Genomic DNA, 17909 nt, shown 5'->3' on the forward strand with positions numbered 1-17909 from the left:
TAAAACATTAAGCAGAATGTGCAACAAATATATATACTTCTATGTGGTTTTCAGAGTACAAACTCTGACAGATTCAGTGGCGATGGCTATGAGGATCCACCTGTTCCCATCTCGAACACAGTAGTTAAGCTCATAAACGCCGAAAGTACTTGGCTGGAGACGGCCTGGGAGGATAGGAAGCCGCTGATTAAGCTAAAGGCACACCTGAGGGTGTGTCTTTTTTTGTATGGATTTTTATTTTTTTAAGGGAACTAATGAGCAAAGCAGTAGACGTTGAAGGAGTTACTTATATAATTAGTATTAATTATCGTGCTTTGAAGCACATATTTTTCTCATGGATATGGTATACTTAGGCTTATATCATATTTATAGGAGGTCATATGGCTAAAAAAATTGCGGTTCTCGTGAATGAGGATACAATGCAGCGCTGTTCTTGTGGCGGTTGTTTGAAAGCATTTATGAATAAAGCGGATTCCTTTGAGCGTTATGCTGATGAGGATATTGAGTTGGTGGGGTTCACACATAGTGGTGGGGATCTAGCTAAGAAGATTGAGTCTTTTAAGAAAAAAGGTGTTACTACGGTACATCTTTCTACATGTACGCGTGGTAAGAATGAAAATTATGAAAGCATCGCAGAGCAGTGTGCTGAGGCAGGCTTTGATGTAGTAGGCTATACACATGGTGGCGCTGTTTCTAAAGATGGTAAAGAAGCGGTAGTACTTTCGGCTAAACCAGTAACGACAGATCAATAGTTAGCAATGTTTGAATTAACCATAATAGATTGCACCATCTTATGATAGATGAATGATTGTTCCATTATTCATTCTATATTTATCATGAAGTAATATTATATAGGTAGTGTGGAAATTCTGGCGTTTTCTTACATTCTATATTGTTTTATTATATAGCTATATCATTGTTTAAGAGGTTGAGAGAATGAATAAGAAACTTACAGCGGCTACTTTATCTATTGCTATGGCAGTAACGATGGCACCAGCTATTATGCAAACGGCTCCTGTTAATGCTGCGTCTGCTGCGGTACAATCCTTAGCTAGTGGTGCTATTGCTATGGCTTACGTATCTACTGCATTAAATAAAATGGATAATTCTGCAGAGGGGCAACAGGAGAGTTTGGCGCGCACAAAAGAGAAAACTGGTTACTTAAACGATAGTGCAGCCCAAGAGCGTGTAAATCGCATCATGAAGACATTAGAGGCTACACCTAGTGTAAAGCGTTCTTATGTTGTATATGCGAATCCTGATGAGGAGTTTAATGCGTTTGCCACACTTGGTCGTGTTATGTCCATTAACAAGGGTGCTTTAGATACACTGGATGATGATCAATTAGCATATGTAATGGCCCATGAAATTTCTCATGGCGAGCATAAAGATATTATTAATGGCGCTAAGAAACAAATTGGTCTTTCTACAGCAGTCGGTATAGCCGCTGGTGGTAGTGAAGGTGCGGCTATCTTATCTAATGTGGCAGGCAACTACTTATCTAATCAAGTGTTTACGATGAGCCAAGAGAAAGCCGCGGACGAGTTGGGCTTTAAGATTTTAAGTGAATCTCCATATAATGTAGGTGGTGCCGCCGGTTCTATGGCAGTACTGCGCAACAAAGTGGGGGAACACTACCGTGAAGGGCTTTCACAAGTGGTAGCACCTAACAACCATCCAAAGTTGTCCGATCGGGTGAACAATAATATTTCTCGTATGTACACATATTCTGGAAATCATGTAAATGTATCGAATGGTACTGTGTACGTAAACGGCGATAATATCTATACTCCAGCAGGTAGCGGCCGTTACACAGGCGAAGAGCGTGCTTATTATATGGCTGGTAAATTGGCACGATTGTATCATAACAATCAAGTGACACCGGGTTCTGCATCCTATAGTGGTGACACAGTAACGGTAGCTGGTCAATCCATTGTTTCTACGCCAAATGCAGATGTAGCATTACAAGTGGCAACAAATCTTAATAATGCATTTGTAAAGCCTGCTGGTACAGCTGTTAATGCGAAGAAACCAGTAAAGGTTAAACAAGAAAAGCCTAAAAAGGTAAAAGAAAATAAAAAGGCAAAAGCTGATAAAGCTAAAAAATAAATAAGAGCTATACATGGCATATAATTTGCTTTAAGGATTTATGCTATTATAATGAGACTAATCAGAGGACTGAGCCCATAAAGGCTTAGTCCTCTTTTTATATGGATTGCAAATTTGTGACTTGAGTATACTATTTATAAGTTTATAAGATATATTGAGCGCATAGAAGTAATAAATAGCCCATAAAGATATGAATAAATTAGAGTATAAATATTATTCATGTGTGAATAAATTATATTCATAAAGTGATAATAAGCTCATAAAAATACAAAAAGATTTTTGATGGTGGAACGTGAATTATAATGATTTTCAACTATAAAATATGAGAAATTATCTTATTGAGCATAGTTTTAATAGATATAATTATTATATTTTTTATAATAATTATGAAGCTTTTATGCGAGAACTTAATATTGTCTATATATAGTGGATAGATGTATATTTAAGGTGGATGAAATATGTAGTTAGAATGGAATCCTATAGAAATATCATAACGGTAGGGGGTATAGGGTTATTGTACTTATAAATACTTTATAGGATAATGTCAATGTTGGTGGTTAATCTAATAATATAGATGACCATTTTTTTGTTAAATAACACGTAATTTTATACATTATATGGAGGCTATGATGGAGTATACAATTCACCTATTTAATGCAGGTGGTTTCGTTATGTATCCACTTGTACTATTCATGTTAGCAGCATGTACTATTTTATTTGAACGTATTCGTACGTACAGAAACATCAATCATGAGTTACAGCAGTTGTCCGATAGCATTGATGCAGGTCGTAATAGTAATAATTGGTCTACTCTAGAGAATTCTATAAAAAATAGTGATGATGCATTGAGTAGATTCGTGTCTCCTATCGTGGAGTCTGTATATAGTGCGGAAGGTTTAGAGAATCGTTTACATGATGTGGTAGGGTACATGGATGAACGTTTAAAACGTGGTCTTAACTGGCTTAGCATGATGGTAACAATGGCTCCATTACTTGGCCTTTTGGGTACTGTTGTTGGCATGATCCGCTCCTTCGCAGCCGTTGGTGGCGATATTGGTGCTCCTACTGTTATTACAGGCGGCGTATCCGAAGCGCTGGTTGCCACTGCAACAGGGCTTTCAGTAGCCATCGTAGCATTAGCCATCCATAGTTGGTGCACAGATAAAGTAAATTCAGATATCGCAAAGTTAGAGCAAAAATTAGGTTCTATTATGGATTTATATATTAGGAGTCAACGATGAAACGTAGTTCAGTAGGCATACAAAAAGAACCTACCATCATGATTATACCTATGATTGATATCGTTTTCTTCTTGCTCGTATTTTTCATGATGAGTACGTTGTACATGAATACAGAGGAACAAATTCCTCTTAACTTACCGAAGGCTTCATCTTCTTCTGCTAAGACGATTGAGCCTATCACGATTTCATTAACAGCTACACATAAGATGTATTTGAATGAACGTGAGATTGTCCCTGATCAACTGGGCAATGAAATTCAAGGTATTGTTGCAAAAGAACCTCAACAGGCATTTATTGTGCGTGCCTCTGAGGATATTGCGTATAAGGACGTTATCAATATTTTAGATAATCTTAAAATTAGTGGTGCTCGGTTTGTTAGCGTAGCTACAGAACGGAAGTGATTCTATGGTAGATAAACGATATGGAATTCCTTTCGTAGCTGCATTGGCATTAAATCTTGTATATTGGGGTGTTGTAGGTGATTGGTTTGGTCATATAAAACCTCCAGAAACACCCAAAAAAGACTTGGTTATCAACCTTGATATGGGGCAGCAAGAACCTCCTCAAGAGAAGAAAGATCCTGAGAAATTAAAGATTCAACCTGACGACAAACCAGTCGCAGGAGGCGGTAAAGCAGGTAGTGTATTGCCTGATTTATCGGGAAAGCCCACAGAAGGCTTAAAAAATCTGAATCCTTACTTAGGTGGTAATGAGACGGCATCAGTCAATTTGAATGGTAATACTGATAATCCTGTTGGCATTCCAGGGAGTGGAAATGTACCTGGCCCTGGAGGTGGTGGGGTTATTGGTAATGGAGGCCTTGGTAATGAGGGCAATGGTTCTAAAGGTGGTGATCCAGGTCCAGGTGATGTAGAACGTCGTGGGGGATCTTACGATAGTTCAGGTTATATTGCTCGCGTTGAGAGTAATAAAGTAATGCCGCAACAGGCGGTGCGCCGTGGCCTCAGTGGACGAGTTTCCTTTGAAATCACTTTTGATGCCGATGGCAACTATGCAGGTGCTGAAATGATTGGTAGCAGTGGCTCTAGCATTCTCGATAATGCTGCTGCTAGCCTCGTAGAGAGCTCTGGCGGTATAGAGAATACAACAGGTGAGCCAGTTACAATTGTGGTTAATGTAGATTATGGTTTTAACTAATTTTCAATAGCTGATAATGTATGAATTATGTTTGTGTGTAGTTTTAATTCAGAAAATACAAGAAACGCATTTTTTAGAGGATTAGTTTTAATATTTTTTTTATTGTGTATTTATTGTGTGTGGAGGGGTTATGACGAGTCGTCGTATTTTATCTGCTGCTATTGCGGCAACGTTAGCGTTAGGTACGTATCAAGCCTATGCGTATGATGAGAACTTCAAGGGTTATGAGGTTCATAATGTTTCGGTAAAAGCCGATGCGGCAAAGGATGAGTATGGTAATACCATTACTGAGCAATCTTATTACCGTACTGGTGGTGATGTAAAGGTTATCACTCGTGAAGAGATTGAAAAACGTCATTATCGCGATGTAACTGAAGCGATTAAACGCGTTCCAGGTGTTACATTCCAAAATCCTGGTTACCGTGGTGGCGAGTATGGTTACCAATTTTACAACAATGGTGTGTCCATTAATGGTGACTCCCGCGTTGTAGTATTAGTAGATGGTCGTCGTGTAGACAATATTACATCTGGTCGTTTAGGTGATAGCTCTGAAAGAGGCTCTAAATCTACAGGTGTAAATATTGATGAAGTAACCAATATGGATGCTATTGATAAAATCGAAGTTATCAAAGGCCCTGGTGCTTCTCAATATGGTTCTGATGCTACAGGTGGTGTCATCAATATCATTACACGCCGTGGTAAAGGCAATTTCAGCGGTTCCGTTGATTTGGCTACAGGCAGCTGGAACAAGCATAGTTATAACTTGACTGTACAAGGTGCGGCAGGTAAGAATGCATCTACTGGTTACTTTGTAACAGCTACACGTACTATGTCTCAAGATACGAAGTATAAAGATGGCGATACTGGTGAAGTAGCCACTCTTACAGGTTCTAAATGGCGCGAAGAAGGATTTAATGCACGTATTGACCATGAGTTCAATAAGAAACAAAGCTTACAGTTCTCAATGAACTTCAAAAAAGGTCGCGATGGGTATCCAATTTCTACACCAAGCCGTAAATACTGGAATGCAGATGATTGGCGTCGCATTATTTTCAATGCTGAAGTTGGCCAATATGATACTAATTACAAGTTGAAAACAGATCCTAAATATGTAGATCCAGATGAAAATCCACAAGGTTATGCACCTAAGTTGTATGGTGACTCCAGAAACCCTGGCTACCACAATTTATTCGCTTTAGATGGTAACTACGGCTCTTATAGTAAGTTTAAAAACTTAGACACAGATTTGAAATTTACTTTCGATCGCCAAGGTCAAATGGAAAGCTTTGCTAGATTGTATCGTTTAGATCATCGATATGAAGGTCGCGATACATATACATGGTCTAAACTTGGTAGCGAGGCCGCACGTGCTGCCTATGCTGCGGCATTCCCTAATGGCGCTACTGTGGAGCAATTTAATGCATGGGTTGATTCCAATTTGGCACCATTCCCAGATCGTCGTGATGCATTGCGTCAATGGATTGCTGAAACAGGCGGTATGGCAGGTAGCCCAAATAGATGGTATAAAGAAAATAAAACAGGTGTAGAACTTCAATGGACTCGCCAACTTGATAAGCATGATATTATTGCTAATATCGACTATAGTCGCTCTAAGTTGAATTCCCGTTCTATTAAACGTAATGGTGATGTAGTGTCTTCTGATATTCGTCGTAATACTTTATATGCTTATTTACAAGATAAAATCTACATTGGTAACAATGTGGAATTAACACCAGCATTGCGCTATGTACACTATAGCAGTATTCAAGGTAATGGCAGCGGTGACTCCCAAGGTAAGGGTAGTGTAAGCGCCTTGACTCCTAGTTTGCATGGTCAAGTTAAATTTAACAAGAAGACTAGTATGTACGCTGGGTGGACTCGTATCTTAAGACCGCTTAAAACAGGCGACTATAGTGCGACTGATGGAGTATTTAATACACCGTTAGATGACGAAAGAGGCGATGCTTTCACATGGGGCCTATTACATACATTTGGGAAAAACAATAATACTACTGTAGCAGTTCACTATGATTACACGCGTATGAAAAATGCCATCGCTACATTACCAATTTTGAACAACAGAACCGGCGACTTTGAAAAAACAGCAGTTAATGCGAAAGAAAACAAACAATCTTTCAATATTACAGTAGACCACAGATTAAATGAACATGTAACAATGAGTGCGTCTTATTCTCATATGAAAGATAAATGGTTATCTAAAGGTGGTTGGATTCTTGATCCAAACTGGGGTTATAGCAATAGCGATGATATCAATGTGGCTATTAATAGCTTGCGTCCGCAAAACCACTATGCATTGAACATTTCTTATGATAACAAGCGTCTATATTCTGGCTTGTTGATTAATTGGTACACTGGTAACAGCGACTATGCATTCACTCATAGACGTTTCCTCATCGTGGACTGGAACCTCAACTATGATGTAACAAAAGATTTAACTGCGTACATTGTAGTGAACAATGTTCTTAACCGCGCTTATGAAACAAGCTATAGCGCTTACAATGGTCGTGGTAGTGCGGCTATGCCGGCACGTTCCTTCATGATTGGGGCGAAATATAAATTCTAATGATTAGATTCAGCGCATTAATACTATGTCTATTACTATGCGTAGGTTGTGGTCCTCAGCAGGTAACTGTTGAGGACCATCAGTCTACATCTACGCATATCGAACTACAGCCGCCGGTAACAATCAAGTCTTATGTGCGCCGAGGGGAACCTTTTGAAAGCACCTATACGGCGGTACCTGAACGTGTGGTGGCGATGTGGCAAAACTCCATAGAAACCATCATTGCCCTTGGTGAAGGGAATCGTATCGTAGCGGGTATGGGGATTCCAGATCGCAAATACGTGCGCCCAGAATACCGTGAAGCGTACGATAAAATCCCATACAAGGATCTGAAATACGCCAATTTAGAAAGTGTATTAATGATGAAGCCTGATTTACTAGTTGGTTGGCGATCTACTTTTACTAATAAAGGGTTACGACCACCTGCATTTTGGCAGTCACGACATGCGAATGTGTATATTGCAGAATCTTCTCTAGGGGCGCAGTCTGCACTGACCATGGATATGGAGTACCAATATATTCGTGATTTAGGCCGTATCTTTAACCGTAACATGGAAGCAGAAAAGTTGATTCACGATATGGAACAATCTGTAGCACATACAGTGGCCCAAACGGCTCATGAGAAGCCACCAAAGGCATTGTTTGTCGAGGTGCAAGGTAAGCATTTTCGATTGTATGGACATAAGACATTAGCAGGTAATATAGGGGATTCTTTACATGCCGATGTAATCGACACGGAAACGCCGTCCATTAGCATGGAGGACGTGGTGGAGCAGAATCCGGATGTAATTTTCTTGATTGTGTCTGACGGCGAATATAGTCAAGCGGATGTGATTATGAACTATGTATTAACGCAGCCAGGTTTACAAGGTGTTAATGCATTGCACAATAAACGCGTTCATTTCTTGCCATTGCTTGCTGTATATAGTCCTGGTATTCGTTTATTAGATGGTATCGACATCGTATCGCATGGGTTGTATCCTAATCTATATCCAGAAGGGGTACCAGATTTAATTCATTAATAAAGGAGCAGTATGCTAAAACGAATTGGATATACTGCTGGCGGATTTGTCCTCATAGGGGTGCTAGCAGTAGCCATTCTATGGGGACTTTCTGTTGGTACAGTACAGTTTTCACTTTCTCAAATTTTTAATATTGTAATGGATCAATTTTCTAGCCCTTTGGCTATCGATGATCCTATGAATGGTCCAGAGCAGACCATTATATGGTTATTGCGTATGCCGCGGTTGTTGATGGCCGCTATTATTGGGGCAGGTCTTGCGGTATCTGGCGTTATCATGCAGGCTATCGTTAAAAATCCACTAGCGGATCCATATATCTTGGGTATTTCATCGGGTGCATCCCTTGGAGCTACGGTAGCTATTTTATTTGGTGTAGGTGTTATGTTCGGTGAGAACTTCGTCGGCGTTATGGCCTTTATTGGAGCCATGGCGATTTCCTTCGGCGTGTTGTTTATCTCGAACTTGGGTGGCCGACCAAATTCGGTGAAATTGATTTTAGGGGGCTTGGCATTAAGCGCTGTATGTAGCTCCTTCTCTAGTTTTGTGGTCTATTTAGCGGACGATAAGGAAGGCATCCAAACTATTACGTACTGGTTGATGGGTAGCTTTGCGGGCGCTAAATGGGACATGTTGCCATTTATTGCCATCGTTGTACTCGTGAGCATTCTATTCTTTTGGTCTCAAAGCAGAGTTTTAAACATTATGCTTCTCGGCGATGAGGTGGCCATCACCTTAGGTCGTGATTTGCATAGATATCGACAAGTCTATTTGATTATTAGCTCACTTATTATTGGCTTTGTGGTGTACGCTGCGGGTATGATTGGTTTTGTAGGACTCTTGATTCCTCACCTTGTGCGCATGACAATCGGCACGAATCACTGGACCTTGATTCCGTTTAGCGCATTAGGGGGCAGTATTTTCCTCGTCATCGCTGATGGCTTGTGCCGCTGCATTATTCCTCACGCAGAATTGCCAATCGGCATTCTCATTTCTCTCATTGGTGCGCCAACCTTTGTGTATATGTTGGTGCGTAAGAACTACGGATTTGGAGGGGAATAATGAATATTCAAACAGATAATATCCACGTTTCATTTGGTCCGAAAACGATCCTCCATGATATTTCCCTAGATATACGAAATAAGGAATTCGTTGGAATTATAGGCCCTAATGGTAGTGGTAAAAGTACGTTTTTGAAATGCTTATATCGCGTGCTTCAACCTAATCATGGCAAGATTTTCTTTGACGGCACTGAAATGAGTTCCTTAAGTCACCGCGACACGGCCTTAAAAATGGCTGTAGTAGCACAGCATAGCACGGTTAACTTTGATTTTTCAGTTCTTGAAATGGTTCTCATGGGGCGCTCCCCGTATAAAGGGCTGCTTGATAGAGATCAAATTGATGACTATGAAATCGCTCGACATGCGCTGTCTCAAGTAGGACTTAGTGATTTTGAAAGTCGCAATTTTAATACCTTATCTGGTGGTGAGCAGCAGCGTGTTATCTTAGCACGTGCCTTGGCACAGCGCACAGAATGCCTAGTGCTAGACGAACCGACAAACCACTTAGATATTAAGTATCAGCTGGAACTGATGACGATTGTAAAACGCCTTGATGCAACCGTAGTGGCTGCTATTCACGATTTGAATCTAGCAGCCATCTATTGTGATCGTCTCATTGCGTTAAAAGACGGTTCAGTAGTGTGTACAGGTACCCCTCATGAAGTATTGACAGAGGATACCATTCGCCACATTTACGGCGTGTCCGCCACGGTACAAACATTACCAAATGGACGATTAAATATTATATATAATATGGAATAAATAAAAAAAGAGGCGTGGATGATGAAACGAATGAATAAACAAGTCTGTGCAGCAGTGCTTATGGCATTAACTACTATGTCAATTAATAGTTATGCTGCAGATGTAATAATGAACAATAATGAAGAAGAAGTTACCATAAATGTTACAGCTAATCGTACAGCGTTATTAGATTTAGATACACCGGTATCGACTTCTGTTATTACCCAAGAGGATATACAAAATAGCGGCGCTAAGACGGCTTTTGATGCGGTCGCCAATGTACCGGGTGTAACCATTAATTCCTTTAGTGCGTCTGGTGCAGATTTTGGTGGCATGGATAGCCGTACGAATATTCGTGGCCTCGACCGCGGTGCACTTGTTCTTGTAAACGGTGTACCTATGAACTTAAATGGTAAGAGCGGAATTGGCTCTATACCTACCAGTGCCATTGAGCGCATCGAAGTTGTGAAGGGGGCGGCCTCTACCTTATATGGCGCAGAAGCTTTAGGTGGTGTTATAAATATTATTACAAAGACGCCGTCAAAAGAGGTCGGTTCTGCTACAGTAGCCGTGGGCAATCGAGGGGCTAAGCGATTTGATCTTTCTTATGGTACTGATCGTTTCCTTATTGGAATTGATAGAAAATACTGGGGAACTCAAGATCCATCTACACCTGTGAGGTATGACTATACGGGCCGTAAAGGTTATGATTACTACACTACGCGCAACAAGGGTAATTCCTTAGGCGTGTTCATGAGTGGTAAGCTTTCAGATAAGATAACCTTAAATTATAATCGCGCTGAAAGCCGTTCCTCCTTTGGTCTGATTAGTACAGAAACAAATCCTATGAGACAGGCTCATCATTCTACGACATATCATTACAAGGATGATCGCAACAATGCATCCTTGATCTATAAGGATGATAATACGACGGGAACATTATTTTATAATGACCGTACTATGCGTGGTGAAAGCCGTGTTCATAGTGCTAAACAGTTCAAGCCGACCGAAACCAGTTATGTAGCTCGTCAATATGGTATAGATGTACAACATGAATGGGACTTTAGAGGCGGTAAGGACTACCTGATTGCCGGGGTTACAGGTAAGCAAGAAACCTATCGCGCCACACAGGCCCCTGTGTATACACGGCCTCATCGTAATACCTATGCGGTGTACAGTAGCTATTCTCGTGAAATCAATCCAAAATGGACTGCCATTTTGGGCTTGCGCTATACAGCTATTAGTGATCCTATTAAGGATCAACATGTGTTAACGCCTCAGTTCCAATTGTTGCATACCATCAATAAAGATTCCTCCATGTACTTAAATATAGGGAAAGCTTACACGATGCCTAGCTTGAGTGATACATTCCGCAGTGTAAACCGCCAATACACAGCAGTAAGTGGTAAAAATCTTAAGCCTGAAGAGGGTTGGAACTATGAATTAGGTTATAAACGCCTTAATAAGAAGGATAGCTGGAAGGTGGACGTGTTCTATATGGACTTCAAGAACTTCTTCCAATGGCAACCTGATGTAAATGGTCGTCCAACCGTTCGCGTAAATGGTGGTCAATTCCACAATGTTGGGATTGAAGCTGAGTATAGTAGACATTTGTCAGATCGACTCAAAATGAGTGTAAGTGGTTCTTATTCTAATCCAAAACAAAGGGAAATGAATGAAACCTATTGGAAACAAGCGGCTCCTAAGTTACAGTTTACAACCGGTATTCATTATAAAAGCTCTACTTGGGATGCAGGCACATCTTTGAACTTTGTAACCAAACGTTTGCGCAATCGCGATGGTGGCTTGAACCCTAACATTGCTCTTTGGAATGCTTACGTTGGGTATCACTTTAATAAAGATGCTACATTACGCCTCGATGCACGCAATCTTTTGAATCGTCATAATGTGGTATCCAATGGAGATTATGAATATTGGGATGCACCATTCAATTATGAATTAAGTTATACACAAAAATTTTAATATGTATTAACGATACAATCCCTCGAGAATGCAGTAGTGGTAGGGGTATGGGTTTTGTGCGGTCCAAATAAATGTGTAATAATACAAATATGTAGTTTATATAATTGTGTGAATGTATATATGTGTTAAGTGAGGCATTTGGTATGAGACAACAAATTAAGCATCGTATATCTATACTTGTAGGTTTAGCATTGATAGGATTGTCTGTGAATGGATATGCAGCAGAGGTAAGTGCTGATAAGACTCCCACTACAGCTGCATCAAGTGAAACTAATGGAGTATCTGAAATCCATACTATTAATGTAACAGCAAATCGCATGGCTCTTTTAGATTTAGATACGCCGGCTGCGATGGATGTTATTACTCAAAAGGACCTAGCTAATAGCGGTGCTAAAAATGCATTTGATGCAGTTAATATGGTACCCGGTATTACGTCTTTTTCCTATGGTGCATCTGGTCTTGAATATGGGGCTATGGATAGCCGTGTGAATATCCGTGGCCTTGAGCGGGGCTCCTTGATTCTCATGAATGGGGTACCGATGAACCTCAATGGCAAGGGCGGCCTTAGCTCTATTCCGACTAGCTCTATTGAACGCATTGAAGTATTAAAAGGTGCAGCGTCTGCTTTATATGGCGCTGATGCTATGAGTGGTGTTATCAATGTAATTACTAAGACTCCAAGTAAAGAAGGAGGCTCTGCTACGGTAGGTTTTGGTAATATGGGTCGCCAAACTTATAAAATTAACTATGGGACGCCTCGCTTCTTAATAGGTGTGGAACGTAACTTCTTTGGCGCTCAAGATCCTGAAACCCCTATCCGCTCCGATATCGGTGGTTATGCTAGAGGGTATGAATATTATACAGCTCGTAACAAAGGGAATTCTTTAGGTGTATTTATGAGCGGTAAATTAAATGATAAGTTGACTTTGAACTTTAGCCGCTTTGAAGGTAATTCTTCTTTTGGACAGTTGAGTACAGAAACGAATCCTATTAAGCAAAGACTTCACTCTACAACATATGCTTATAAAGATACAAAAAATAATGCGTCTTTAGTTTATAAAGATGGCAATACGACAGGTACTCTCTTCTACAACGATAGAGATTTGTATGGTAAAAGTCGCGTACATAGCAAAAAGGCATATACGTTGAGTGATAACAACTATATTGCTCGACAATATGGTTTCGATGTGCAACATGAATGGGACTTCCGCGGTGGTAAGGATTATTTAATTGCGGGTGTACTTGGTAAACGAGAGACATATCGCACTACATCGGGTCCATACTATGGAAATCCACATCGCAATAGTTATGCCATTTATGGTACATACTCTTATCAAATCAATCCTAAATGGACGAGTATTTTAGGCTTGCGTTATTCGGATATTAAAGACCCTGTGAAAAATCAACGCGTATTAATTCCTCAGTTCCAATTACAACATCGTATTAACAAGGAATCATCCATGTATATAAATGTTGGTAAAGCCTTTAGAATGCCGAACTTAAGCGATACTTTCAAGAAAATTAATAAAGGCTATGCCTCTGTTAGTGGACGTAATTTGAAACCTGAAGAAGGTTGGAATTATGAATTAGGCTACAAACATATTACCAACAAAGATAGCTGGAAAATAGCGGCCTTTTATATGGACTTTAAGAACTTCTTCTCTTGGAAACCGGATAGCAATGGTAAAAACACGATTCGCGTAAATGGTGGTCGCTATAGAAATGTCGGTATCGAAGCCCAATATGGTCGTAAATTAACAGATCACTTAAAAATGACTGTGGGTGCATCGTATTCTAATCCTAAACAACGAGAAATCGATAAGACCTATTGGAAACAAGCTAACCCTAAATTGCAATTTACAGGGGGTATCCATTACAATAGCTCAACCTGGACTGCAGGTACTAGCATCAACTTTGTCACAAAACGGATGAAGAACCGCGATGGCGGTATTAATCCTAATCTTATAGCTTGGAATGCATACGTAGGCTATCAGTTCAATGAAAACTCATCCTTGCGGATAGATGCACGTAACTTGTTGAACCGTCACAATGTTATTTCCAACGGTGACTGGGAATACTGGGATGAACCATTTAATTACCAACTCAGCTATACTCAAAAATTCTAGACTTTATGTAATCGCTAATTAGAACTATACAAGGAGTATCATCATGAACAAGAAAATTGGATTTTTCATATGTTTGATGATACTCCTTTGTGTATGTTTAACAGGTTGTGGACCTCAATCTGAGGATGGTGTAACGCCATATACGCGTTATGTTGAAAGTCACGATGGCGTTCAAGTTGCTGTTCCAGAGCATCCAAAGCGGATTTTATCACTGTCCTCTGCATTTGACACAATTTTATTAGGACTTATAGAACCAGAGCGTTTAGCAGGCATTAATAAATTGTCTACCTATGAGGAATATTCGCTAGAGGCAAAGCGCGCAAAGTTGGTAAAACCTGTGTTGAGCTCGTATCCTTTGGAGAAAATTATAGCCTTGAAACCGGATCTCGTTATAGCGCCAGATTATATATCGGCTGATGTTATCTATGGTTTACGGCACATGGGTATAGCCACTGTTGTGGTACCTACTCCTTCTACGGTGGACGGAGTGATTCAGAATGTGATGGAGATTGCTCATATTATCGGGGAAGATGAAAAGGGTAGCTTTTACAATCGGAAGATTCACCGTGAAATAGATGAAATAAAGCACCTAGCGGAATCTATTCCACTTGAGCAGCGCAAGACGGTTCTCTTTGTGTCATCTATGGACGGATACACGGGCACAGGAAGCCTTTTTGATGATATGTGTCACTATATGAGCATCTATAATGCACCTGATCGAATTGGTTTACCACCACGAATACCTTTTGGGGAGGAGCGTGTGCTAGCCATGAATCCAGACTATATTTTTATTCCATCCTATAAGGGAATGGACAAGAATTTGGCGGATAGATATTTAAAGAATCCGGCCTTTCAAAATCTACCTGCTATTAAGGAAAATCGAGTTAAACCCTTACCAGCAGCGTACCTGTATACAATGAATCAGCATATTGGTGAAGCGATGCTAGCCATTATGCATACTGTGTATCCTCAATTAGAAAGGAATTCTCATGACTAGACAGAAACAACGCATCATGGCCATAACTCTGATTGGGGTATTGCTATGTATTGTGAGTTTATTGGCACTCCATGTAGGGACCATTATGATCCCTATCGGAGGGGGCGTGCAAAGTATTTTAAATGGCATGGGCATACCTGTGAGCTTCACGGAGCCCATTACGGCTGAACAAGAGGCTGTACTGTGGTATATCCGCATGCCACGCCTTATCATTGGACTTCTCGTGGGAGGCGCCTTGGCATTGGCTGGTGCGGTTATGCAAGGGGTATTCTCCAATCCATTGGCAGATCCAGGTATTATGGGCGTATCCGCTGGGGCATCTCTCGGTGCGGTTATCGCCATTGCTCTTGGCGTAACATCCCTTAGTATGTTTTACATGCCTGCTTTTGCCTTCGTAGGGGCCTTTGTATCCGTTGGAATTACTATTTTGTTAACTTGGCGTAATAACAAGCTCGATACCACAACCTTGTTGCTGGCGGGTGTAGCTGTTAGTATGCTGCTCGGCGCTTTTACATCGGGCATCTTGACCATGATCAATGAGTACCGGTTGCGTGAATTCTTATTCTGGATGGTGGGGGGCCTAGATTTCCGCCGTTGGGATCACGTTTTGCTCGCCGTGGGTCCTATCATGACGGGCAGCGTTATATTGATGATGCTCGGTCGTCACTTGAATGTGCTCGTTCTGGGTGATACAGAGGCGCGTGCCTTAGGCTTGCCTGTTATGGCATATCGCATGGTATTCCTATTTCTAGCATCCGTAGTTACAGCTACCGCTGTATGTGTCAGCGGATCCATCGGCTTTGTAGGTCTTGTAGTACCTCATATTGTACGGCTTTTGGTTGGGCCGGATCATCGAATACTATTGCCTATGGCGGCTGTTGGAGGTGCCTTATTCCTCGTATTCTGCGATACATTAGGCCGCGTCATTGCTCAGCCAGTTGAGATTCGAGTAGGTATCATGACGGCTCTATTAGGGGCACCATATTTTCTATATTTACTTCATCGCTTGCGTCGTAAAGGAGGGGCCTAATGAAACTAGATGTTCAATCTCTATCTGTCACATTAGGAGACACAACCATTGTAAAAGAGGCATCCTTTGCTATTGACCGAGGCGAGTTCGTAGGCATTATCGGGCCTAATGGCTCCGGTAAAACGACGTTGTTAAAAGCATTGCGTGGCCTTTATCCTACATCTGGTGGAGATGTTTTGTGGGATGGTAAAAGCATCTCTTCTTTGAGCGATAAAGAAATCGCTCATCATGTGGCGTATATGCAACAGTCTGTAAATGTTTCCTTCGATTATGAAGCCATCGATATTGTGATGACCGCTCGTTATCCTTATTTGAAATGGTGGGAACAAGAAGGCCCTGAAGATAAAGTTATCGTTGAACAGGCTATGAAAGAGGTAGGCGTTTATCATCTGCGGAATCGTTCTGTACAATCTTTGAGTGGCGGTGAGCGTCAACGGGTATTCTTAGCAAAGGCTTTGGCACAACAAACAGAGGTCCTATTACTAGATGAGCCGACGGCTGCCCTCGATCTAGTATATGCTGACGATATCTTTCATGAGGGTCGCAGATTATGTGACGAAGGTAAAACGATTTTAATTGTCGTTCATGACTTAGAATTAGCCGCAAAATATTGCACTAAACTCGTCTTAGTTAGTGATGGTCACATCGTTGATGTAGGTGCACCTCGAGATGTGCTCACTGCAGATAATTTAAAAGCTGCCTTCCACTTGTCTGCAGCAGTTTACGACGATCCATATTTCAAACAACAACGTATCTTTGTGTTCCCAAAAGGAACTACGGATATTGAGGATTATAAACAAACAGAGACTAGTGGAGAGATGTCAATTGACCCTCAACTGAAATAGACATATAAGTGCCTATGTATAGGTCAGTAAATTTCCTGTTTATATTGATATATTTGTATTGCTATTCCTAGCGAGGTCAGGCTTATGTTATATCCATTTACTGCTATTGTTGGTCAAGATGAAATGAAGTTGGCTCTCTTACTCAATGCTATAAACCCATCAATTGGCGGTGTGTTAATCGAGGGCGAAAAAGGCACTGCAAAGTCTACGGCTGTACGTGCATTGCCAAGCCTGTTACCTCCGATGGAAACAGGGACTGATGCGATGACCGTAGTAGAATTACCTATAAATGCTACGGAAGACCGCGTTGTAGGGTCTATTAATTTAGAAAAGGCCTTGCAAGAGGGTGTGAAAGCCTTTGAACCAGGGATTTTACACGCAGCACATCAAAATATTCTCTATGTAGATGAGGTTAATCTATTAGATGACCACATTGTAGATATTTTGCTAGACGTGGCCGCTATGGGTGTAAACACCGTAGAACGGGAAGGGGTAAGCCATTCTCATCCGTCTCGTTTTATCCTCGTCGGAACTATGAACCCTGAAGAGGGGGACCTCAGACCTCAGCTATTAGATCGCTTTGGGTTGTCCGTCATGGTCTATGGTGAACAGGATCCAGCACAACGGATGGAGGTGATTAAGCGACGTCTTGCATTTGGCGATGCTCCACAAGCGTTTATAGCGTCTTATGAGGAATCGGAGCGAGCATTATATGAGCGCCTGCTACAAGCTCGCAAATTATTACCAACCATTATTCCCTCCGATGATAGTTTGCTTAAGATAGCGAGCATCAGCATTGGTGTCGGCGTTGATGGACATCGGCCAGACATTACGATGATGCACACCGCTCGCGCTCATGCAGCCTTTCACGGTCGCTCACAAATCGTAGATGACGACATTAAGGTGGCCGCAAGATTGACGTTAAAACATCGCATGCGGAGATTGCCTTTTGAAGAACAAGGTCACGACGAAGACCGCATCGATACAGCAGTATCTGTGGTGATTGAGGGCTAGC

At 41.1% G+C, this 17909-nt stretch carries 15 protein-coding genes and 1 rRNA gene; all 16 read left to right on the forward strand.

Annotated features, from left to right (window positions below):
* Positions 1–72 precede the first annotated feature (72 nt).
* The 16 genes from rrf (at position 73) to PK1910_RS08245 (ending at position 17908) form a co-directional block, all read left to right on the forward strand.
* Positions 73–189 (forward strand): 5S ribosomal RNA (rrf, locus tag PK1910_RS08170).
* A 191-nt stretch (positions 190–380) separates the two neighbouring features.
* A complete protein-coding gene (locus PK1910_RS08175) occupies positions 381–752 on the forward strand; it encodes a CGGC domain-containing protein (RefSeq protein WP_278467304.1) in 372 nt (123 codons plus the stop codon).
* 184 nt (positions 753–936) lie between these two features.
* Entirely contained in the window at positions 937–2109 is a 1173-nt protein-coding gene (locus PK1910_RS08180) for a M48 family metallopeptidase (RefSeq protein WP_287511561.1), read from the forward strand.
* A 629-nt stretch (positions 2110–2738) separates the two neighbouring features.
* Entirely contained in the window at positions 2739–3350 is a 612-nt protein-coding gene (locus PK1910_RS08185) for a MotA/TolQ/ExbB proton channel family protein (RefSeq protein WP_004694376.1), read from the forward strand.
* Positions 3347–3751: an ExbD/TolR family protein gene (locus PK1910_RS08190; RefSeq protein WP_004694375.1), complete on the forward strand. Its 405-nt coding sequence runs from the start codon at positions 3347–3349 to the stop codon at positions 3749–3751. The genes PK1910_RS08185 and PK1910_RS08190 overlap by 4 nt, the downstream gene beginning before the upstream one ends.
* 4 nt (positions 3752–3755) lie before the next feature.
* On the forward strand, positions 3756–4508 hold the full coding sequence (locus PK1910_RS08195; RefSeq protein ID WP_287511562.1) for a TonB family protein: 753 nt from the start codon (positions 3756–3758) through the stop codon (positions 4506–4508).
* 130 nt (positions 4509–4638) lie between these two features.
* Positions 4639–7092 carry a TonB-dependent receptor plug domain-containing protein gene (locus PK1910_RS08200; protein WP_287511563.1) on the forward strand — a complete coding sequence of 818 codons (2454 nt, stop codon included), beginning with the start codon at positions 4639–4641 and terminating at the stop codon, positions 7090–7092.
* Positions 7092–8114, forward strand: coding sequence for an ABC transporter substrate-binding protein (locus PK1910_RS08205; RefSeq protein WP_287511564.1), 1023 nt, complete (start codon positions 7092–7094; stop codon positions 8112–8114). Before PK1910_RS08200 ends, PK1910_RS08205 begins: the two co-directional genes overlap by 1 nt.
* Before the next feature lie 12 nt (positions 8115–8126).
* Complete coding sequence (locus tag PK1910_RS08210) at positions 8127–9173, forward strand: FecCD family ABC transporter permease (RefSeq protein WP_008715097.1); 1047 nt, start codon at positions 8127–8129, stop codon at positions 9171–9173.
* A complete protein-coding gene (locus PK1910_RS08215) occupies positions 9173–9934 on the forward strand; it encodes an ABC transporter ATP-binding protein (RefSeq protein WP_287511565.1) in 762 nt (253 codons plus the stop codon). Before PK1910_RS08210 ends, PK1910_RS08215 begins: the two co-directional genes overlap by 1 nt.
* 18 nt (positions 9935–9952) lie before the next feature.
* The gene (locus PK1910_RS08220; RefSeq protein WP_287511566.1) at positions 9953–11896 is read left to right on the forward strand and encodes a TonB-dependent receptor; all 1944 of its coding nucleotides are present in this window, start codon (positions 9953–9955) and stop codon (positions 11894–11896) included.
* Positions 11897–12039: 143 nt separating this feature from the next.
* A complete protein-coding gene (locus PK1910_RS08225) occupies positions 12040–14022 on the forward strand; it encodes a TonB-dependent receptor plug domain-containing protein (RefSeq protein WP_287511567.1) in 1983 nt (660 codons plus the stop codon).
* 43 nt (positions 14023–14065) lie between these two features.
* Positions 14066–15019 (forward strand): ABC transporter substrate-binding protein, encoded by a 954-nt coding sequence (locus tag PK1910_RS08230; protein WP_024060174.1) that lies wholly within the window; start codon positions 14066–14068, stop codon positions 15017–15019.
* A complete protein-coding gene (locus tag PK1910_RS08235; RefSeq protein WP_278470898.1) occupies positions 15012–16049 on the forward strand; it encodes a FecCD family ABC transporter permease in 1038 nt (345 codons plus the stop codon). Before PK1910_RS08230 ends, PK1910_RS08235 begins: the two co-directional genes overlap by 8 nt.
* Positions 16049–16894 carry an ABC transporter ATP-binding protein gene (locus PK1910_RS08240; protein ID WP_012863677.1) on the forward strand — a complete coding sequence of 282 codons (846 nt, stop codon included), beginning with the start codon at positions 16049–16051 and terminating at the stop codon, positions 16892–16894. The genes PK1910_RS08235 and PK1910_RS08240 overlap by 1 nt, the downstream gene beginning before the upstream one ends.
* An 84-nt stretch (positions 16895–16978) precedes the next feature.
* Positions 16979–17908 (forward strand): ATP-binding protein, encoded by a 930-nt coding sequence (locus PK1910_RS08245; RefSeq protein ID WP_287511568.1) that lies wholly within the window; start codon positions 16979–16981, stop codon positions 17906–17908.
* The last annotated feature ends 1 nt before the right edge of the window (position 17909 follow it).

The organism is Veillonella parvula, assembly GCF_036456085.1.
In the GTDB taxonomy this organism is placed as follows: Bacteria; Bacillota; Negativicutes; order Veillonellales; family Veillonellaceae; genus Veillonella; species Veillonella parvula_E.

Bases quoted from the DNA above. Each gene is read 5' to 3' on its own strand.
- PK1910_RS08175 (WP_278467304.1), top strand. From the start codon at position 381: ATGGCTAAAAAAATTGCGGTTCTCGTGAATGAGGATACAATGCAGCGC.
- PK1910_RS08180 (WP_287511561.1), top strand. From the start codon at position 937: ATGAATAAGAAACTTACAGCGGCTACTTTATCTATTGCTATGGCAGTA.
- PK1910_RS08185 (WP_004694376.1), top strand. From the start codon at position 2,739: ATGGAGTATACAATTCACCTATTTAATGCAGGTGGTTTCGTTATGTAT.
- PK1910_RS08190 (WP_004694375.1), top strand. From the start codon at position 3,347: ATGAAACGTAGTTCAGTAGGCATACAAAAAGAACCTACCATCATGATT.
- PK1910_RS08195 (WP_287511562.1), top strand. From the start codon at position 3,756: ATGGTAGATAAACGATATGGAATTCCTTTCGTAGCTGCATTGGCATTA.
- PK1910_RS08200 (WP_287511563.1), top strand. From the start codon at position 4,639: ATGACGAGTCGTCGTATTTTATCTGCTGCTATTGCGGCAACGTTAGCG.
- PK1910_RS08205 (WP_287511564.1), top strand. From the start codon at position 7,092: ATGATTAGATTCAGCGCATTAATACTATGTCTATTACTATGCGTAGGT.
- PK1910_RS08210 (WP_008715097.1), top strand. From the start codon at position 8,127: ATGCTAAAACGAATTGGATATACTGCTGGCGGATTTGTCCTCATAGGG.
- PK1910_RS08215 (WP_287511565.1), top strand. From the start codon at position 9,173: ATGAATATTCAAACAGATAATATCCACGTTTCATTTGGTCCGAAAACG.
- PK1910_RS08220 (WP_287511566.1), top strand. From the start codon at position 9,953: ATGATGAAACGAATGAATAAACAAGTCTGTGCAGCAGTGCTTATGGCA.
- PK1910_RS08225 (WP_287511567.1), top strand. From the start codon at position 12,040: ATGAGACAACAAATTAAGCATCGTATATCTATACTTGTAGGTTTAGCA.
- PK1910_RS08230 (WP_024060174.1), top strand. From the start codon at position 14,066: ATGAACAAGAAAATTGGATTTTTCATATGTTTGATGATACTCCTTTGT.
- PK1910_RS08235 (WP_278470898.1), top strand. From the start codon at position 15,012: ATGACTAGACAGAAACAACGCATCATGGCCATAACTCTGATTGGGGTA.
- PK1910_RS08240 (WP_012863677.1), top strand. From the start codon at position 16,049: ATGAAACTAGATGTTCAATCTCTATCTGTCACATTAGGAGACACAACC.
- PK1910_RS08245 (WP_287511568.1), top strand. From the start codon at position 16,979: ATGTTATATCCATTTACTGCTATTGTTGGTCAAGATGAAATGAAGTTG.